Raw genomic sequence first — 13658 nt, 5'->3', positions numbered from 1 at the left:
GTCAATCACTTTACAGCGTCTCTCAAATGGTGGGATGTCTCTCAACGGGATGGGGATTCTATCAATGGCTAACACCACTTCATCGCTCGAATCGGAAGCCTACATTGTACAGTTCGATCGACTCGACGACGAACCGCTCAGCGTCGCCGTTGCAGGCGCCGTCGCGACGTTTCTGGACATCGATGTCACCGAACTCGATCCACTTCACTACGCGATCAACGCCGACGCACTCGACCGACTCTTCGAACCGAACGCGAACGGCGTCCGATCCGGGGGATCGGTAACGTTCGAGTACAGCGACTGTTGCATAACTGTGGACGCAGACGGCGAAATCCGCGTTGCGTCCGCCTGAGCCGGGGCAATATCGGTAGTGCTATGTTGCGTCTCACGGCGCAGTGTGTTCCTTAAATCCATTATATTGTAATTATTCACCACTCGTAACTCATATATCGGACCGTGTACGACCCTCACTCATGACAGACCAACCCACACAGACGATGAAAGACGTCAGCCACACGCCGCCAACCGGCGACTCCGTGACCAACGTCTGGCAGCGCGGACTGAAATCAAAACGCGAGTGAACCGGCTTTTCCTTGCTCGACGTGCGTGATCGAGTACAGCCACAGATCGATCGTGATTTACGGACAGTCGATCGACGTGGCGATCGCCAGTAACGTTTCCGCGTCGAGGGGCGCACTCACGTCGTAGTACTGGCCGTCACACGACCAGACGAGCGTCGACATGGTCGGGAACTCGAGTCGGGTCGCGTCGATCGAGCCGACGTTTTCGGCCACGACCTCTCCCACGGCGAGTGCGCCCGGTTCGCTCTCGGCTGTCTCGATCCAGATCGTCTCGTGTGGATCGTCCACGTGGCTGTAGAACAACGAGACGGAGGAGCCGTCGTCGGCAACGGTCGTCTCGTCGAGTTCGTACCCAGCAGGGAGCCGCGGCTCCGGCACGGTCAGCGCGGTGGTTTCGGCGGCGACATCCGGTGAGTCGACCGCTCGCAGCGGAACGTGCGTTTCGACCGTCGAATTCGCCGGCGGTTCGAAGCTGAACCGATCGTCCCCGAAGTCGGCGTCTAGGTCTACCTCCTCGTACTCGACGGTGATCGTCATCGGCTCCCCGCCCGGACCGACGAGTTCGGTTCGCTGTTTGACCGGAAACGCCGTCTCCTGATCGATCCACCACCGTTCTCGCGTCACCGTCCGGTTTTCGCTCTCGGCTTCGCCGTACGAAAACGGCACCACGTACTCGGTATCACCGACCAGCACGCTGATCGAGCGTTCGATCGGTCGGTCGTCTGTCGCGTTCAGTTCGACCACGTGGGTGTCCCACTCACCGAGTTGCTCGGTGCCGAGGTAGGTCACGTCGTAGCCCTCGAGTACCGCATCAGTTCCAGCCGGCGATGGTGCCGTCCCGTTACCCACACCCTCGTCGTCCTGGTCCTCGTACAGCGTCGCGACGTTTTGTTCGGCGTCGTAGGTCCAGCTTTCGGTCTCGGTAGTGACGATCACGTCACCGACCGACTCCGGACCGATCGCGGCGATGACCTCGCTTCGATGGTCCGTCGGCGGCCGCTCCCAGACTTCGACGGTCGTCGATACGGTCGTCTCGTTCGTCTCTACCGTCGTGGTTCGCACGCCTTCCAGGCGCTCGACGCCCGATCGCTGATCGATCGCGTCGTCGACCAACTCCACGCCGTCGGGTTCGCTCGTTTCATCGACGGGCATCGTACAGCCAGCGACGAGAATCGTACCGGTTGTGAGCAGGATCGCCAGGGCGCGAACTGCGCTGGGCACCATACCGCATAACTTCAGATGAAATACCTAAATGCTTCTATCTCTTCGGTCGACAATCGACCGCATCGAACGCGATCGGTGTCCGTATCAACCGCGTTTTCACCGCTGCCGGAGCGGTGGTCGGTTCCGGGCTCCTTTGGCGTCCGGTTCCGAACAGATTATTTTCTCCCCGGCCACACTGTTGAACAGCTAATGCAGGTTCGCGTCGACTGGCGTTCGAGTTGTAGCCTCACCGGGACGGTTCTCAAGTGGCTTGCGGTGCCCCTTGCGTTCCCGCTCGTGCTTGCGATCTTCGACGGCGACGACTCGCTGCCGTTCGTCGCCGCAATGCTCGCGACGGTCGTCGTCGGGGTCGCATTCGAGACGCTCTCGGAGGATCGATCGCTAGAGCAGCGGGAGGCGTTCCTGATGGTCGCAGCGACCTGGCTGGGCGTGGGCGTGATCGGTGCGATCCCGTTTTTAGTGGCTGGACTCGGTTCCCACCCCGACTCGGCGTTTACGGGACTTCTCGGAGGGACGGTCAATGCGCTGTTCGAGAGTATGAGCGGGCTCACGACGACGGGGGCGACGATCATGAGCGGCTGGGACTTCGACAACCAGTCCCGTGCCATACTACTGTGGCGACAGCTCCTCCAGTGGCTTGGCGGCCTCGGCATCCTGATCGTCGCGATCGGACTGCTCTCGAACTTGATGGTCGGTGGCGCTCAGCTCATGGAAACCGAAAGCCAGACGAGAAACGTCCGGAAGCTTCGCCCGCACATTGGCGATACGGCGCGGCTTATCTGGGGACTGTACGTCGGTATCACAATACTCGCGGCGGCGACGTTTTACGCGTTGCACCTGCTCGGAGTCGCGCCCAACATGGACCTGTTCAACGCCGTTTCCCACGCGCTGACCAGCGTTTCTACCGCCGGCTTCTCTCCGGAACCGGAGAGCGTGGGCGCGTTTACCCCGGTCGTCCAGTGGGCCATCATCCCGTTTATGATCGTCGGGGCGACCAACTTCGTGCTCCTGTACTACGTTACACAGGGCGATCTGCGTCGCCCGATCGAATCCGACGAGTTTCGATTTTTCGTGGGAACCCTCGCCGTGTTCGGTGCGATCGTCGCGGCGATCGTCTGGCTCGACCCGGACGTCCCCCAGAATATCGAGCCGACGATTCGACACGGCCTGTTCAACGTGGTCTCGCTGGTGACGACGACCGGGTACGCGTCGACCGACTTCAGCCTCTGGTCGGCCGGCGCGACGCACATGCTATTTCTCTGTATGTTTCTCGGCGGGATGGCGGGTTCAACGACGTGTTCGATCAAGTCGCTACGCTGGCTGGTGACGTTGAAGGCGTTTCGACGGAACCTGTTTACCTCGGTCCACCCGGAAGCGATCCGACCGCTTCGGCTCGGAAACGACGTGGTCGACGAGGAGACGATTCAAGACGTCTACGCCTACGTATTGCTGGCGATCATCATCTTCTTCCTGTTGACGGTCGTCGTCGTCGTCGACGCGTCACGCACGGCGACTCCCGTCACGGAATTCGAGGCGCTGAGCGCCTCGGCGTCGATCTTTCTCAACATCGGTCCCGCCTTCGGCATGGCCGGCCCGATGGACAACTACGCCGGCTTTCCCACCACTACACGCGCCGTCATGGTGATTATGATGTGGGTCGGTCGAATCGAAATCATTCCCGTTCTCGTCTTACTGACGCCGGCGTTCTGGCGATCGTAGCGTCGCGTTACTCGCTCGCTCGCGGCAACGAAACGACGGGAATGACCGGGTCGGTAACGAGGTTCGACGCCGTCTCTCCGGCGAGAAACTGGACGATTCGACTCCCGCCGCGAGCGTGAAACGCGATCGCGTCCGCAGCTACCTCGGCCGCCGTCTCGAACAGCGCGTCTGCAACAGCCGTTCCGTACACCGTGTGCGTATCGACGGCGACGCGGTCACCGAGTTCCGCTTCGACGATCGCGAGACAGTCGGCGGCGTCTTCCTGCCGTTTTTCGAGCGGTGCTTTGTCGACCGTTCCGCCCCCCTTCTCGATCACGTGGACGGCCGTAACGCGTTCGACCTCCGCGAGATACGGTTCGAGCGCCTCGCAGGTGGTCCGTGCATCTTCGTCGGTGGCGATCGGAACGAGAACGTGGCGAAAGAGACCCATTGTGATTCGTCTCTTGTGAGACCACTACTAAATACGTTCGTCCGATTCGCTCCGCGATGGCTGCGGGCCGCGATTCGATCCCCACAGTTAGGCTACCGTTCGGACTCGCCGCTCCAGACGATCGTGACGTCGTGTAGAAAGCCAGTGTCCGGGGAGGGCTCCGAACCACGGAAAGACTCACTACGTTCGTCTTTTCCGCCTTGCGCTCACTGCGTTCGCGCAATACCAACGGGTTCGGAGCGGGCCGGACACGCTTCTCAGCGTTATCACTCGTCTTCGACTCGTGATGTCTGTGAGAAGCATGCCCGGGGAGGGCTCCGAACCCTCGATCTCCGCATGTCCCAGGTCCGAGGCTCGGCAGTCCTCGCGGGGGACACGGAGGCTTCCAAGGCGATCCGCACCGAATCTCTGAACCCTATGAGTGCGGCGCTATGTCCAGCTAAGCCACCCGGGCTCGTTTTTCCGTAGAGCGGTGCTATTCTTTAACCTTCTCATTCGATCCCGTCGTGTGTGCCACCCTCTGTCGGGGCAGTCGATCGGCCGGCCGCGGCTCGCTGGCGAAACCCGGCGTCGTCGAGGGTAGTGTGCGCCGGATCGACTCACCAGAGAGAGCGAACGAACGCCGTCACTCCACCGCTGGCCAGGTGCCGACCCTGTTCGTGGACGCGCTCCCAGTCCCGGACGAACTGGGTGTAGATGTCGTCGTCTTCGATCCGGAGGAAGGTCTCGTCGTTGGTGGTCAGCCCGCTTTTGCTCAGGTTCTGTGATCCCGTATAGACGAGGCGTCTGCGTCTCGTTTCGCCGCCAACGTCGACGTCAGCGTCGACGAGCATTGTCTTCGAGTGGACGTTCGGTGACTGCCACGGTGTCAGTTCTCCCAGGGGAGTCGACGGATACTCGAGTACCGCCGCGCCCGCCCGTTGCAGGCGGTTGCCGATGTCCGACTGCGCTCCGTTGAGGATCGCGTCGACCGTACAGCCGCCGTCGACGAGTTCTCCGATACGATCGACGATCGCGGAACGGTTCTCGTTCCAGATCGAATACATGAATCGGATCGACGCGTCAGGTGTCGGAACGACGTTCTCCAGCGCCGCGAGGTGCGTGTCGAAGTCGGACCGAGGAGAAAAGTAGACCGTCGCGGCGTCGGTTTTCGCCGTGCGGTTGTAGTCCGGATCCGTGTTACCGGCGGCCAGTTCGGACCAGTACCCTCTGTACACGTCGTAGAGGTCGTCGTCGCCGCGAAACACGATCGACGTGTTGTGAAGGTAGCGTTGCGTGTCCGTGAGGTTCGAGGAGGACTGCCACACGACGTTCGACTCGCCGTTTTTCAGTTTCTCAGCGAGGAGGAACTTGTTGTGGTTGCTGCCGTCACCGATCCCGCCGTCAGCGGCGATCGAGATGCGATCGACGGTCGTCTCGCGGAGCCGCTGGACGGCATCCGCGTTGATGAGGTGACCGTCCAGGAGGACGTTAACATCGACGCCGCGATTGGCGGCCGCGATACACGCCCTCGCGACGTTCGTGCGCGTGAACGAGTACAGAGAGAGGTGTACGGCCGTCCCGGGAGCAGCCTGGTGTAGCAGCCCCAGTACCGTTCGCTCGTGGACGTCGTCGGGCCACCCCAGCGGCGACGGATAACTGAAGATCGGTTCGATTCGGGGGGCGGACCCGTAATTCGGCCGCTCCCGTCTCGTGTCAGATCCGAGCACGACCGATCCCCCCACGCCGATCGATCCGGCCGCCCTGAGAAGGGAGCGCCTGCTCGTGCTCATGACCGATCGACGACGGATCGACGGCGGGTCGGCGCGAACCGCCGGTGGTCGGTCGGTCGACTGCTCGGTTCGATCGTCGGGTGCGGTCGCCAGGGTGTCTCGGCTATCATCGGACGAAAGCGATGTCGATCGGTGGATCTCCCCGAAGAGGCATAACTGCCGCCCTGCCCCAGTTCACCGTTCATATTCCGACGCCCCGCGTCGGGGTCTCGCCGGAACGTCCCGTGACGTCGTGGGCGACCGCCGTTACCGACACGTAACCGCATTACTTCTAACATAGCTTACAATTATGTCCCGCCGTCGCATACCGGGTTACTGAAGGTAACCTGAAATGGCTGCTGAAACACACGCAACGACCTCGACACGCACCGTCACGTCAACAGACTGGGCCTCGGGCGCGATCGGCGGCTTCGTCGGCAGCGTCTTTTTCGGGCTGATCATGCAGTACGTGATCCCCGCACCGATGCTCGAGATGGCGATTCCCGCGATGTACGGCATCGAGGGACCGGCGCTCCTGGCCGGCTGGGCCATCCACCAGTTCCACGGCGTCGTCCTCGGACTGGCCTACGTCGCGCTCGTCCAGTTCGGACCGCTTCGCGAACCCGCAACACGCGTCGGTCCCGCGATCGGCCTTGGAATCGGCTACGGCGTCCTGACGACCGTCGCACTCGCCGTGCTCGTGATGCCGATCTGGCTGTCGGCGCTCGGCTTCCCCGGCGCACCGCCGTTCCCGAACGTCGCGATTCCTGGCACGATCGTCAGTCTGGTCGGCCACATCGTCTACGCCGTCCCGGTGGCGCTCGCCTACGCGTTGATCGTACGAGACTAATCTCGGCACCGCCTCGCGGGCACGACCGTATCCCCGCCTCGCAAAGAGTTCATTTTCCGGGTCCCGACACGCACAGAGTGCGCTTTTCGGATGTTCGCGATCGTACGAGATCGACGTCCCCGCGGAGAAAACGGCGAGTCCAGGGTACGACCGAGTGATGTCTATTTTGGGGGGTCCACCGTCCGTTCGATCGGTGAGACGGCGTCGCCTCGCCACGACTGGACTCCGAATCCGCGGACGGAACCCTCGAACTCCACGTCCACAACGACGATCGAGTCGACGTCGGAGACGAGGTCACGGCACGCTGTCGCACCGACGAACCGATCGACGAGAACCGGTACCGTCTCGGGACCCAGGTCGAATCGATTCATTCCCCATCGTGCCAGAACTCACAGATTTCGAACTCTCGAACGCAGCGATCGGGTCCGACCCCTTTCGACTGAGCGACTACGCCGCGGATCCCGACCGCGACGCGATCGTCCTGGTCTTTCAGCGGGACTATTGGTTCGTTTCACGACATGGTCGGTCGGATGCCCGAAGCGATCCTCATCGACGCGTCCGGTTCCCAGCCGACGATCGAATACGTCCATCGCGGATCACACCCAGCCGATCGGCCAAGCGTCGCAAACCTTCTCGATCGGCTCGACGAACTCGCGGTTTCTCGGGTGAAACGATGAACACGCCTCTCTCGAACCGCTGCGCTCTCGAGCGACCGTGCACGAGCGGTGCACTACCAGCAAACGAGTATCTGCGTGCCCGGACGAGGAACCAGACATGACCGACGATCCAGAACGGCTCTACGAGCTTCCGCCGAGTGCAAAGCTCGTTTTCAAAGTTCTCACGGTGGAGGGCTCGATGACGCAGGGACGGCTCGCGGCGGAAACCCGGCTGAGCAGGCGAACCGTTCGGTACGCACTCGCGAGCCTCCGCGACGCTGGGGCCATCGACGAGCGCGTCTCCTTTCGCGATGCGAGGAAATCGATCTACTCGGTTTCTGAGTCGATCTCGGGCGAAGAGTTGCCGGCAGCCGCCGACTGACTTTCGTCGCCGTAACCCCCTCACGCGGACGTTCGCGTGTGGTTATTCGTTACGATATCGTACCGAGTATTGTACGGTAACCGAGGTACATTCCAATGTCCGCAGATACCACCCCATCAAACCACACCGAACCACACGGACAACCGTCGATCGGCGTCGACGCCGCCGATCTCGAACGATATTCGGCCGTGACGACGGACGATTCGGCGTTGATCGTGTACGACGAACGGACGGAAGACGCCTGGATTCAGTCCGACGACTGGATCGATACCCTTCTCATGGCGTAAGGCGGCCTGTTAACCGGTATCTCGGTGATCTGGCTGGCCGATCGTCGTTTCGCGGGCAGTGTCGGGTACCGGTCCGTGCGCGGGGTCGGTCGGTTTCCTCCTCCCGGTACGGAGATGGGCCTGTCCTCCCAGTACGGAGATAGGCCTGTCCTCCCGGTACGGGGATCGAGACCGTTCGATACGTGAACCCAGGTCACCGGCGTTCGTCCCGTCGGGCAACACTATCGATCGCATTCGATTGAACTGGCCTAGTCGTTTTAGTACTCGTTTGCGTACTCATCGTATGGCCTTCGATAACATGCCACAGTATACGCCCGATTCACCGATCGGTGATATCGCGTATCTCACGCGGTCTGAACACCGCGTTCCGGCGCTCGTCGCGTTGACGGAGCGTCCGCGGAGTCGCTCGGAACTCTGTGAGTTGACCGGCGTCTCGTCGTCGACGATTCGGCGGACCCTAGACGAGTTCGAAAGCCGAATCTGGGTCCGCAAGAGCGGGTACCAGTACGAAGCGACGCGGCTGGGTGAGGTAGTCGCTTCGGGAATCGAGGACCTGATCGAACGGGTCGACGTAGAGCGGCGATTGCGCGATATCTGGCACTGGCTCCCCGAGGAGATTCGTGCGCTGCCCATCGAGACGTGGGCGGAGATGACCGTCACTGTCGCTGAACCCGATTCACCGTACCGCCCGGTGAACCGATTCGAGTCGCGTCTTCGGGAGACGAGCGAGCTTCGGTTCGTGCACCCGAAAGTCGCGTTGATGGATCCCTGTTTTGACGTCCTCGTACAGCTGATCACCGAGGGGGTCGAGGTCGTTCTGGTGGACCGCCCGGACAGCCATACGTACTTTATTTCGACGTACCCCGAGCGCAGTTCCGAGATGATCCAGCGGGACAATTTCACCGTTCTGGAGCACGAGGATCTCCCGCCGTACGGAATCGGCCTTCTCGACGACTGCGTAATCATCAGTTGTTACGAACGAGAAAGCGGAACGGTCCATGCGGTGATCGATACCGACGCGGCGGCGGTCCGCGAGTGGGCGCAATCGACGTGGGAGTCGTATACGGTCCAGGCGACGCAGGTCGAGAAGATTACAAGCGAAATCCGATAGGTTCGCTCGGGTCGTTCCAGGGACCGGTTCCGGAACCGGCGCGGACGTCAGGAGGGTGCCGTTTTGCAAGGGCTGGTGGGACGGCAACTCCCGGCGAAATATCATAAATCACCCACATCATCTCCCACGCCGTAGCGTCTCTCGCAGAACGGTGATCCAAATGACCGACGATCGACACCCCGCACACGGTATCGACCTCGAAACGCTCGACGAATTCGCAGCGCACGCAGCCGAACAGCCCGACGCAGTCCAGCTCGGGCTGGGGGCGACCGCGACCTACGAGGGAACGGCCGCTCACAGCCTCGGAAAAATCGACAGCTACGAACTCGGCGGCGAGACGATCACCCGCGAGACGCGCGAGTACACCCTCCCGTACGGCGGCTGGAAAGACGTTCTGGACGCGGCCGGGTGGGTCGGCGCGACCGATCGGATGGAACCGATCGAAGTGGCGCTATCCGCACTCGCCGCCTGTATCAACGTCGGCATCTCGATCAACGCCGCGGCCAATGGCGTGGCGATCGACCACCTTCAGACGCGCGTCCGGACCGATTTCGATCCGGCGGTCCTGTTCAGTCTCGCGGAACTCAACGAGACCGACTCGGTCTTCGAGAACCTGACCGCCGAAGTCGAGGTCGACGGCGAGAGCCTCGACCAGAACCTGATCGACGAATGGGCGCGGCGTGCGCCCGTTTACGCGCTCGTCTCGCTCGCACAGGACGTCGACGTCGCTGTCGCAACCCCTGCCGAGGTGGCCGGCGGCGACTGATCGAAGTCGCTATTGCACAAGACGGATCGCTGTACCGTGGTCCCAGCGATCGCTCGGACGCGAAGGCGATCGACGGGACCGAACGACCACCGGCCGTCTCAATCGTCGCTTGCCGCCGAGTGAGCGCCCGCCTGCGATCGCAACTCCGGGCTCATCGCGGGAACGTCCTGCGGATCGACCGCCCCGTAGCGATCGAGTTCTGCGAGCGACTTCGGGAACTCGCGGAGACTCTTGTGGATCGCGATGCCGGCTTTCGCGCCCTGGCCCATCGCGACGGGAATCTGGTTGTGGCCGGGGGTGAGGTCACCGACGGCGAACAGCCCCTCGACGGAGGTCCGTCCGTGGTCGTCGACGACGACCGCTCCGTCGTCCGTGAGGTTCGCGCCGAGCGACGCCGCCAGACCGTTGTTGTACTCGGAGCCGTACATCGCGAAGCCGCCCGCGTACTCGCGAACGGTATCGTCTCCGGACGCCGATCGACTGCCAGTGGAGCGCGGTCCGACGCTATCTGCGAACTCTAGCGCTTCGAGCCAGCCGTCCTCGCCGTTCCGAACGCCGGTGACGTCTTCGTGAACGACGTCCACGGGGTGATTCTCGAGCAGCGCCGCCGTTTCGTCGCTCCACTCGGGATCTTCGCCGCGCAACAGGAGGTCGACCTCGTCGGTGAAGTTGAGCATGAGCAACGCCACGGTGGCGGCGCTGTCGCCGTGGCCCATCACGTACACCGGCTCGTCGACGAACATGTACGCGTCACAGTGGAGACAGTAGTGGAGTCCGCGCCCCGTCCGGGGCAGCGGCGGTTCGGGGCGGCCGTCGGAGAACCCGGTCGCGAGAACGACCCGCTCCGCGAGCGCCGTCCCGTCGGTCGTCTCCAGGTGGAACGACTCGTCACGTCGATCGATCGCGGTCACGAACTCCCGGCGGTAGTCCGCGCCGTACGATCGAATCTGGTCGACGGCCGTCTCGAGAAACTCAGCTCCGGAGACCGATTCGGGGACGCCGATGACGTTGTGGGTCTCCTGCATCATCGCGGCGCGACCGCCGCCGCGGTCGAAGACGGCGGTTTCGTGGCCGAGTCGAGCCGCGTACAGCGCCGCCGTCAGGCCGGCCGGTCCGCCGCCGACGATGGCGACTTCGTACCGTGGGGTGTCCGTCTGGTCGGTGGAGTTCGTCATTTGTAGGTTACCTCTTGTACCCTACTTACGAGTGGTTCGTTATAAATAGAAGCCAACCCTCACGTGACCGGATTACCTCCCGGTAACGCTTCGCTGGTCGACCGAGCGTTCCCCGGACCCACGGATTTATACAAGGGCCTTGCGAACTGCGGGGCATGAGCGTTCCCGGCATCGTCCACGCTGCGCTCGATGGCGACGAGATCGCGGCGCGCGTCTCTCTCGGCGGCGACGACGAACTCTTCATCACCGCCTCGGACACCATCATTTATCGCGCCGACGGGCTGTTGAGCGACGAATCGGTCGATAACTTCCCCCACGACGCCGATCGGCTCACCCTCTCCGAAGGGCGGCGGAAAACCACCTTCGCACTCGAGTACCCGCTCGAGGGAAGCCGATCGTTCGCGGTCCCGGCAAGCAAGACCGATGCCGCGCTTCACCCGGTTCTGGCGGGCGTTCTGAACGGCAACGGTATCACGGACGCCGGCGAAACTGTCGTCCAGACCTACCGCTTTAGCGAACTCACGCTCATTATCACGAGCGATCGACTCGTCAAGCATATCGGAGAAGCCGTCTGGGACGGCGATTACGAGGAGTACCACTTTGGCGACGTGACCAATCTCGCCTTCGAGGACGGCAGCGTCGCCACCTCGATCGTTCTCACCGTCGACGGCCGTCCTCAGCGCATCAAAGCGCCGAACGACGAGGCAAACGACTGTCGGGAACGACTCGAACGTGCGCTGTTCGAGTACCACGACGTGGGTTCGCTCGCGGAACTCAACGAGGTTCTCGGCGAAGACGACGAACCCGACGACGACAGCGCGGCCGGAACCGTCGACTTTGGCGACGGCGTCGATCCGCTCGATGCGAACCCACCTGAACCGGACGAGACCGCTGTCGAACCTCCGGCAAACACCGGCGGGTCGGACGCTGACGCCGGAGGTGAATCGCGACCGGCAGCACAGTCCGGATCACCGGACCCACTCGCGAGCGAAGGCGCAGTCCCCGACGCCGTCGACGCCACGCGAGCCCGCGATCGAACCGACGCGGCGACCGCTGGGGCTGACCGAGCGTCCGGAGAGCGCAGCCGCGACGACGCGGCTACCGCGGCCACCGGTGACTTGTTCGAGCCAGCGACGGAGACGATCGACGGTGACCTCGAGCCGACGACCGACGCCGCAACCGCCGAATCGGCCGCCAGCAGCGGGCCCGATCCCGAACTCCTCGATCGACTCGACGCCCTCGAAGCAGCCGTCGAACGACAGCGCGAACAGATCGAAACCCAGCAGCAAACGATCGAGACGCTGATCGAGGAACTGCGACAGGGTCGGTAGGCGACGATCGTCTACACCCGGAGAGCACCGACTCCGGTTCCACCGTCCGGGCTCCGATACTTACTCCCGGCCGGTCACTTTTCGAATACAGGAGGAGCCGAACGGCCCGAGTTCGCCGGCGTCGAGTGCGATGAAGTGACCCGTCGAGAGACCCGACCCGCAGCGCCGGCACGTAAACTCGCCCTCTTTCGTGATCACGTCCTGCTCAAAACGGACGTACTGGCGACTGTTTGGGCGGACAATCCCGTCCTCGCGATCGATGATCCCGTGTAACTCGGCTCGATCGAGAATGGTCCGGGTGACGGTGGGGTCCGTCGTCACCGTCTCGATGCGATCGACGACGTCGGGAAGGGGCAGCGACTCGTGTTCCAGTCGCTCGAGTAGTGCGAGACCGAGTGCGACGCGATCGTCGGTCTCGCCGTCGCCTGCGGCCGCGCGATCGCCGTCGACGGGTCGGTCGGCCCCCGGATCCTCTGGCATCGTTGCGTGCTGGTTTCGCTGGTGGAATAAGCGTTGCGTCGCTCACCGCAGCGAGGCACAAAAGCTTCAGTACTCGAGAAAAAACTGGGATCGATGCTGTCGGCGACCGGTCGGGCGATCGTTGGCCTGGTGCTCGTCAGCGGCGTGGTCGCCGCGGGGCTGCTCGTTTCCCCGTCGTCGACGATCGCCGCCGTCGAATCGGTGGCGGCCGATCCATCGCTGTTCGCTCTCGTCATTGTCTGCCTGTATCTCGTGCGACCGCTGTTCGCGTGGCCGACGACGCCTCTCGCGATCGTAGTCGGCTACGGCTACGGCGTCACACTCGGGGTCCCGATCGCCCTTCTCGGCGTCGTCGCGACCGTAACACCGGTTTTTCTCGCCGTTCGCTGGCTTACTGGTGGTGACGGAGCCGGTGCTCCAGCAGAACCCGACGCGGCCGATTCCCACGACGGTATCCCCGACGCCGAGTCCTCGCCGGCCGGCACCGAACGGTCCGATCGCTCGGACGGGCGATGCAACGGTCTCGGCCGCCTCGTCGATCGAGCCGGCACCGCGATCGATCGCTACTACGAAACCGCCGGCCCGCTCCGCGGCGTCGTCGCTTCGCGACTGGCACCGATCCCCTCGGATATCTCGACGGCCGCCGCGGCAGCCAGCGGCGTTCGGCTCCGACACCTCCTCGTCGGGACGGCGATCGGAGAACTCCCCTGGACGGTCGCCGCTGTCGTCGTCGGTGCGTCGGCCGCGACGGTGACGACCGGCGGACTCGGAGAACTGGGCTTCGTTCTGGCGATCGGGTGTACTCTCGGTGCGGTAACGTTGCTCGCGGGGCCCGCTTATCGCGTGATTAGCGACCGGAGCCGCCAGAGCGGTCCGGACCGGCCCGTCGACGGGTAGCGGTCACGCTCGATCGCA

General features: G+C 63.1%; 16 protein-coding genes and 1 tRNA gene. 10 read left to right on the top strand and 7 right to left on the bottom strand.

Annotated features, from left to right (window positions below):
• Positions 1-64: 64 nt before the first annotated feature.
• Both AC6I6L_RS15110 and AC6I6L_RS15105 read left to right on the top strand, forming a co-directional pair.
• Complete coding sequence (locus AC6I6L_RS15110) at positions 65-352, top strand: HalOD1 output domain-containing protein (protein WP_497918590.1); 288 nt, start codon at positions 65-67, stop codon at positions 350-352.
• 121 nt (positions 353-473) lie between these two features.
• On the top strand, positions 474-581 hold the full coding sequence (locus tag AC6I6L_RS15105) for a DUF7989 family protein (RefSeq protein ID WP_497918589.1): 108 nt from the start codon (positions 474-476) through the stop codon (positions 579-581).
• Positions 582-638: 57 nt separating this feature from the next.
• Here the strand turns inward: AC6I6L_RS15105 and AC6I6L_RS15100 are convergent, their stop codons facing one another.
• Positions 639-1805 (bottom strand): DUF4367 domain-containing protein, encoded by a 1167-nt coding sequence (locus AC6I6L_RS15100; protein WP_497918588.1) that lies wholly within the window; start codon positions 1803-1805, stop codon positions 639-641.
• A 189-nt stretch (positions 1806-1994) separates the two neighbouring features.
• Between AC6I6L_RS15100 and AC6I6L_RS15095 the strand changes: the two genes are divergently transcribed.
• Complete coding sequence (locus AC6I6L_RS15095) at positions 1995-3524, top strand: TrkH family potassium uptake protein (RefSeq protein ID WP_497918587.1); 1530 nt, start codon at positions 1995-1997, stop codon at positions 3522-3524.
• A gap of 7 nt (positions 3525-3531) precedes the next feature.
• Here AC6I6L_RS15095 and AC6I6L_RS15090 read toward each other — a convergent pair whose 3' ends face one another.
• The 3 genes from AC6I6L_RS15090 to AC6I6L_RS15080 form a co-directional block, all read right to left on the bottom strand.
• The gene (locus tag AC6I6L_RS15090; RefSeq protein WP_497918586.1) at positions 3532-3954 is read right to left on the bottom strand and encodes a universal stress protein; all 423 of its coding nucleotides are present in this window, start codon (positions 3952-3954) and stop codon (positions 3532-3534) included.
• 302 nt (positions 3955-4256) lie between these two features.
• A tRNA-Met gene (locus AC6I6L_RS15085) sits at positions 4257-4408 on the bottom strand.
• A 145-nt stretch (positions 4409-4553) separates the two neighbouring features.
• The gene (locus tag AC6I6L_RS15080) at positions 4554-5726 is read right to left on the bottom strand and encodes a phospholipase D-like domain-containing protein (protein ID WP_497918585.1); all 1173 of its coding nucleotides are present in this window, start codon (positions 5724-5726) and stop codon (positions 4554-4556) included.
• 331 nt (positions 5727-6057) lie between these two features.
• Here AC6I6L_RS15080 and AC6I6L_RS15075 point away from each other — a divergent pair, with 331 nt between their 5' ends.
• Positions 6058-6555: a hypothetical protein gene (locus tag AC6I6L_RS15075; RefSeq protein ID WP_497918584.1), complete on the top strand. Its 498-nt coding sequence runs from the start codon at positions 6058-6060 to the stop codon at positions 6553-6555.
• 161 nt (positions 6556-6716) lie between these two features.
• Here AC6I6L_RS15075 and AC6I6L_RS15070 read toward each other — a convergent pair whose 3' ends face one another.
• The gene (locus tag AC6I6L_RS15070) at positions 6717-6926 is read right to left on the bottom strand and encodes a hypothetical protein (protein WP_497918583.1); all 210 of its coding nucleotides are present in this window, start codon (positions 6924-6926) and stop codon (positions 6717-6719) included.
• 403 nt (positions 6927-7329) lie between these two features.
• On the opposite strand from AC6I6L_RS15070, the gene AC6I6L_RS15065 reads away from it, so the two are divergent.
• The 4 genes from AC6I6L_RS15065 (at position 7330) to AC6I6L_RS15050 (ending at position 9757) form a co-directional block, all read left to right on the top strand.
• Positions 7330-7593, top strand: coding sequence for a helix-turn-helix domain-containing protein (locus AC6I6L_RS15065; RefSeq protein ID WP_497918582.1), 264 nt, complete (start codon positions 7330-7332; stop codon positions 7591-7593).
• Between the two features lie 95 nt (positions 7594-7688).
• Positions 7689-7880 carry a hypothetical protein gene (locus tag AC6I6L_RS15060; protein WP_497918581.1) on the top strand — a complete coding sequence of 64 codons (192 nt, stop codon included), beginning with the start codon at positions 7689-7691 and terminating at the stop codon, positions 7878-7880.
• A 283-nt stretch (positions 7881-8163) separates the two neighbouring features.
• Positions 8164-8991: a helix-turn-helix transcriptional regulator gene (locus AC6I6L_RS15055; RefSeq protein WP_497918580.1), complete on the top strand. Its 828-nt coding sequence runs from the start codon at positions 8164-8166 to the stop codon at positions 8989-8991.
• Between the two features lie 160 nt (positions 8992-9151).
• On the top strand, positions 9152-9757 hold the full coding sequence (locus AC6I6L_RS15050; RefSeq protein ID WP_497918579.1) for an OsmC family protein: 606 nt from the start codon (positions 9152-9154) through the stop codon (positions 9755-9757).
• A 98-nt stretch (positions 9758-9855) separates the two neighbouring features.
• Here the strand turns inward: AC6I6L_RS15050 and AC6I6L_RS15045 are convergent, their stop codons facing one another.
• On the bottom strand, positions 9856-10932 hold the full coding sequence (locus tag AC6I6L_RS15045; RefSeq protein ID WP_497918578.1) for an NAD(P)/FAD-dependent oxidoreductase: 1077 nt from the start codon (positions 10930-10932) through the stop codon (positions 9856-9858).
• Positions 10933-11087: 155 nt separating this feature from the next.
• On the opposite strand from AC6I6L_RS15045, the gene AC6I6L_RS15040 reads away from it, so the two are divergent.
• The gene (locus AC6I6L_RS15040; RefSeq protein WP_497918577.1) at positions 11088-12263 is read left to right on the top strand and encodes a DUF7115 domain-containing protein; all 1176 of its coding nucleotides are present in this window, start codon (positions 11088-11090) and stop codon (positions 12261-12263) included.
• A gap of 60 nt (positions 12264-12323) precedes the next feature.
• Here the strand turns inward: AC6I6L_RS15040 and AC6I6L_RS15035 are convergent, their stop codons facing one another.
• Positions 12324-12743 carry a DUF5830 family protein gene (locus AC6I6L_RS15035; protein WP_497918576.1) on the bottom strand — a complete coding sequence of 140 codons (420 nt, stop codon included), beginning with the start codon at positions 12741-12743 and terminating at the stop codon, positions 12324-12326.
• 93 nt (positions 12744-12836) lie between these two features.
• Here AC6I6L_RS15035 and AC6I6L_RS15030 point away from each other — a divergent pair, with 93 nt between their 5' ends.
• Complete coding sequence (locus tag AC6I6L_RS15030) at positions 12837-13640, top strand: TVP38/TMEM64 family protein (RefSeq protein WP_497918575.1); 804 nt, start codon at positions 12837-12839, stop codon at positions 13638-13640.
• Positions 13641-13658: the final 18 nt, after the last annotated feature.

It is taken from the genome of Halosolutus sp. DAT137 (genome assembly GCF_059736405.1).
This window is presented reverse-complemented; position numbering and strand designations above follow the sequence as displayed.